The following is a 4,441-nucleotide window of genomic DNA, read 5'->3' as shown; positions in this document are numbered from 1 at the left end:
AAGTAGTGAATAATGAAAAGAGGAAGGGGCCCCCTTCCTCTTTTTATGCAAGATCTTGTTGGAGAATAAAAATGTAAATAGATTAAGCTGTTGGTGGGTACCCATTATATAGAACAGTCATGATTGTAAACCATCCGAAAACAAGTACGGTTGCAATAGCGAAGCCGCCCGCGAATAAGTTTTTTTCGCGAAGTGTTCTAAGCGTAGCAAATACAGCTAACAGAGTGACTAGCGTAAAAATAATAACAAGGCCCATACAATATCCTCCTCTGTCTACTCATTCCTTAGAATGAGTTTTTAGAATATTTACTCTTTTATATTGTACATGTTTTAAAAATGATTGTCGAGATAACACGCCTTCTTTTCCTAAGAGAAAGAAATGTTGTATCATTAAAAGTAAATTAAATAACTGGAGGAGATTTTCATATGAAATGGATACAAATGCCTTTAGGCCCATTACAAACAAATGCTTATATTTTAACGAATGATCAAAATGAGTGTATTATTTTTGATCCTGGTCATGAAGGAGAGAAACTTGTTACATATTTACAGGAAGCGCAGTTAAAGCCACTTGCGGTTTTATTAACACATGCTCATTTCGATCATATTGGTGCTGTTGATGCCGTGAGAGACGCTTTTCATATTCCGGTATACGTACATAAAGAAGAAGCGAATTGGTTAGGCGATGCAACTGTGAATGGCTCGCAAATTTTTATGATGAACCGCAGTATTACAGCAAAACCAGCAGATCATATTATTGACGAAGAGGGTACATTAACGATCAGTTCTTTTAGTTTTGAAATTTTTGAGACACCAGGACATTCTCCAGGAAGTATTTCTTATTATAGTAAAGAAGCGAATGCTGTATTTTCTGGAGATGTATTGTTCCAAATGAGTATTGGAAGAACGGATTTACCTGGTGGAAGTTTTGCTGAATTAATTGGAAGTATTGAAGAGAAATTATTTGTATTACCAGATGAAACAGCGGTGTTATGTGGACACGGTCCAGAAACAAGCATTGGTTTTGAAAAAGAAAATAATCCATTTTTACAATAAGGAGTCATTATGGGGATGGAGCTCAATTTAAGAGAATGGATGGGAAAAGAAAAGGATCATTCGATTTCATATAGTACGTATATGAACCTCGTATTATATGCAGAGGAACATGGGTATTATATGAGAGAACGTGAAAAAATTGGAAGACAGGGAGATTTTTTTACGAGTAGCAATGTATCTTCTGTATTTGCGAAGACTTTTACTAAGTTTTTTATTCGGCTTGTTGAAAAGGGAGAAGTTTCTCCAAATATTTGTGAGATTGGTGGGGGAACAGGAAAGTTTGCCTATGATGTTTTACAAGAATGGAAACAATTATCTCCGGAAACCTTTATCAATTTAAACTATTCAATTATTGAAGTGAGCCCTTTTCATAGAAGGCTACAACAGGAGAGGCTTTGCTTATTTGATAATGTGTCGTATTATACATCTTATATTGAAATGGGAGAGTCTTTCGAAGGAATTATTTTTTCGAATGAATTATTTGATGCGTTTCCTGTTGAGATAGTTGAGAAAAGAAATGGAATTTTGTATGAAGTACGTATCACGTATACAGATGAGGGAAACCTTACAGAAGTATTTAGACCGATAGAGAAAAGAGTCGGTCGTTACTTATTGAAATATAACATTCATATTGCTGAGGGACAGCGCTTTGAAGTGCCTATTGCAATGGAAGAGTATATAGAAGAGATTGCGAAATGGTTTCAGAAAGGTATATGTATTACAGTTGATTATGGATATACAAAAGAAGAATGGATGCATCCTGCACATCGTGAAGGAAGTTTAAGAGGATATTATAAGCACAAGCTAATTCGTAATCCTCTTGCATATCCAGGAGAAATGGACCTTACTACGCATGTTCATTGGGATGAGTTGAAGATGAATTTTGAGCYACAAGGAATTAATACGATATGGCATAGGAAGCAATCAGAGTTTTTGTTAGCAGCAGGAATATTAGATCAGCTTGCTAGCCATCAAGATACCAACCCTTTTTCTGAAACTCAAAAACTAAATAGAGCTATTCGCTCTATGATTTTGAACGGAGGATTAGGTAATGCTTTCGATGTTGTTATACACACAAAAGATATGAAGAATTTACTTTTGAATCAATATTTAACAATATGAAAAAAAACAAGACACAGTATTTTCTGTGTCTTGTTTTTTAATACGACTTTTAATTATGTAGCATTATATATTTTCTCTCATGATATATATTTATATTAAAGATATGAGATGAAAAATATAGAATACACTCTTTTTCTCTGTCTATAGGTCCCTAACCTAATAATACGCGAACGAGTTGAATGATTGTTTCGTTTTCTACTTTGTAGTAAATTTCCAATCCTTTTCTTTCACTAGAAACGATTTTAGCACTTTTTAACTTTGCTAAATGCTGTGAAATTGTAGATTGTGGCATGTTTAAGCCTGTGTACATTGTAGAAACGTTGCTTGGGCCACGTTCAATTAATCCCTTTACAATACATAAGCGAACAGGATGAGCAAGCACTTTCAATAATTCTGCATTGCTTTCATATAGTTCTATTTCTTTTTGAAAGGTTTCTAACATGTTCTTTTCCACCTCCGTGTGAGCTGTTATACCATACTATACATACCAAAAAATCAAAGAAAAGAAAACAGTTGTTGCAGAAAAAAAGTCCTAAAGTAAAGAAATTGTAAGAAAAGAGACCCTGATGTAAATAAAATAGATAAATTTGCACAGTTTTGTAAAATGACATTTTTGAGTGAAAATTTTGATGCGTTTCAAAAATTGAAAGATATAGATATATTCGTAACACAATTTTATCATGATTTTCTTATTCTTTCAAATGAATATACAAAATTTTTAAAATAATATGACAAAGGAATTATAATGTTATATATAGAATATATAACAGGTTAAAAGAAAAGAAGCTGATTATGATCAGCTTCTTTATGATGATAATGAAATGTTTGGATGTAACTGATACATCTTAGAATAATCAAGTCATTAGTCATTTATTCTAGAGTTTATCTTTTATCAACTTTAAAAATCTGTGGTTCCATATATTCTCATAAAAATCAATTGTCTCTTTTGCAGACATAAATGAATTATTCAAAGTAGAGGTTGCTTTCTGCACCATGAAGTTTTCGTATCCCAGTCCGTGGGCAAATTTAATCGTAGCATCCATACAGTATTCTGTTTGGGCGCCGCAAAATTCAATGCGATGTACAGATAATTTGTCTAAAATCTCTTTTAAGTTTGTTTTATAAAATGAATTTGCATGTGTTTTTCTTACAAAGAAATCTTGTTCCTGAACATCTAGATTGGTATGAATATCCCAAGGTTCTTTTTCGGGTACTAAATCATCATCACAATGTTGAACAAAAATGATTGGTTTATTTGATTTTCTGTATGAAGAAATTCTTTTATTTACTTTTGTAAGCAAGTTTTGTAAATCAAATAAATGCTCTCCGCTATAACATACCCCATTTTGTAAATCGATAATGATTAAAATATCTGCACAAGTATCCATTATTTTTACCCCTTTTTTATTTCTTAACATATTAATTAATCCATTACTTGGAAATAGATGATATACTTTTATTTTTTAATGAACTATACAAAAAGAAAAAACATTTAAATGAATATGCTAGACAGCATAAAAAGAAGATATGAAAACTTAATTTCATATCTTCTTTTCTCTCTATGCATTTACGGGTTCTTCTACATAAGAAAGAGCATTTTCGAAATCGGATATTAAATCGTTAACATTTTCAAGACCAACTGATAAACGGAGTAATGAATTAGAAATACCTCTTTCATCACGAGCTTCTTGCGACAATGCTGCATGTGACATTTTARCTGGGTAGGAAAGAATAGATTCAACAGCTCCTAGACTAACCGCAAAAACGGGTAGTTTAACTTTTGATAAAAATTGGCGCAGTGCATCTTCGGATTGTAAGGTGAAAGATAAAACAGCCCCAGCTGATGTTGCTTGAGTTTGTTGAATACTATAGCCAAGATGTGATTGTAATCCAGGGTAATAGACATTTTGAACTTTAGTGTGCTCTTGTAAAAAATGTGCGATTTTGTTGGCACCTGCAGCTGAATGTTCGAGACGTACATGCAATGTTTTAATGCCGCGAAGCACGAGAGAACAATCTTGCGGTCCTAAAATAGCACCAAAAGCGTTTTGTAGAAAGCCGAGCTTTTGAGCGAGTTCTTCATCTTTTACGACAGCTAATCCGGCGGTGACATCGCTATGACCAGCAATAAACTTTGTAGCGCTATGAAGAACGACATCAGCGCCAAGATCAAGCGGTTTTTGAAATAGTGGTGTCAAAAATGTATTATCAACAAAAGTAAGAGCACCAATAGATTTTGCAAGATTAGAAACAGCACGAATAT

The 4,441-nt window shown here is 33.3% G+C and carries 6 protein-coding genes; 2 read left to right on the top strand and 4 right to left on the bottom strand.

Annotated features, from left to right (window positions below):
- Positions 1-82: 82 nt before the first annotated feature.
- The gene (locus tag AC1DJR_RS18405; RefSeq protein ID WP_002015138.1) at positions 83-256 is read right to left on the bottom strand and encodes a DUF2759 domain-containing protein; all 174 of its coding nucleotides are present in this window, start codon (positions 254-256) and stop codon (positions 83-85) included.
- A gap of 170 nt (positions 257-426) precedes the next feature.
- Between AC1DJR_RS18405 and AC1DJR_RS18400 the strand changes: the two genes are divergently transcribed.
- Together AC1DJR_RS18400 and AC1DJR_RS18395 are read left to right on the top strand one after the other, a co-directional pair.
- A complete protein-coding gene (locus AC1DJR_RS18400) occupies positions 427-1,056 on the top strand; it encodes an MBL fold metallo-hydrolase (RefSeq protein WP_002034035.1) in 630 nt (209 codons plus the stop codon).
- 9 nt (positions 1,057-1,065) lie between these two features.
- The gene (locus tag AC1DJR_RS18395) at positions 1,066-2,178 is read left to right on the top strand and encodes a class I SAM-dependent methyltransferase (protein ID WP_477003199.1); all 1,113 of its coding nucleotides are present in this window, start codon (positions 1,066-1,068) and stop codon (positions 2,176-2,178) included.
- Positions 2,179-2,329: 151 nt separating this feature from the next.
- On the opposite strand, the gene AC1DJR_RS18390 is transcribed toward AC1DJR_RS18395, so the two are convergent.
- The 3 genes from AC1DJR_RS18390 to AC1DJR_RS18380 all read right to left on the bottom strand — a co-directional run.
- The gene (locus AC1DJR_RS18390; protein ID WP_000894375.1) at positions 2,330-2,620 is read right to left on the bottom strand and encodes an ArsR/SmtB family transcription factor; all 291 of its coding nucleotides are present in this window, start codon (positions 2,618-2,620) and stop codon (positions 2,330-2,332) included.
- 433 nt (positions 2,621-3,053) lie between these two features.
- Positions 3,054-3,566: a cysteine hydrolase family protein gene (locus AC1DJR_RS18385; RefSeq protein ID WP_429686938.1), complete on the bottom strand. Its 513-nt coding sequence runs from the start codon at positions 3,564-3,566 to the stop codon at positions 3,054-3,056.
- A gap of 171 nt (positions 3,567-3,737) precedes the next feature.
- Positions 3,738-4,441: PLP-dependent transferase (locus tag AC1DJR_RS18380; RefSeq protein WP_477003198.1), on the bottom strand; the 704-nt coding region annotated here is incomplete at its 5' end.

The sequence above is a fragment of the Bacillus sp. 05T31 genome, from assembly GCF_056396725.1.
Note: the sequence above shows the minus strand (reverse complement) of the source record. Positions and strands in the feature narration are given on the sequence as shown.

Coding starts and splice junctions, on each gene's coding strand:
- AC1DJR_RS18400 (WP_002034035.1), top strand. CDS start 427: ATGAAATGGATACAAATGCCTTTAGGCCCATTACAAACAAATGCTTAT.
- AC1DJR_RS18405 (WP_002015138.1), bottom strand. CDS start 256: ATGGGCCTTGTTATTATTTTTACGCTAGTCACTCTGTTAGCTGTATTT.
- AC1DJR_RS18390 (WP_000894375.1), bottom strand. CDS start 2,620: ATGTTAGAAACCTTTCAAAAAGAAATAGAACTATATGAAAGCAATGCA.
- AC1DJR_RS18385 (WP_429686938.1), bottom strand. CDS start 3,566: ATGGATACTTGTGCAGATATTTTAATCATTATCGATTTACAAAATGGG.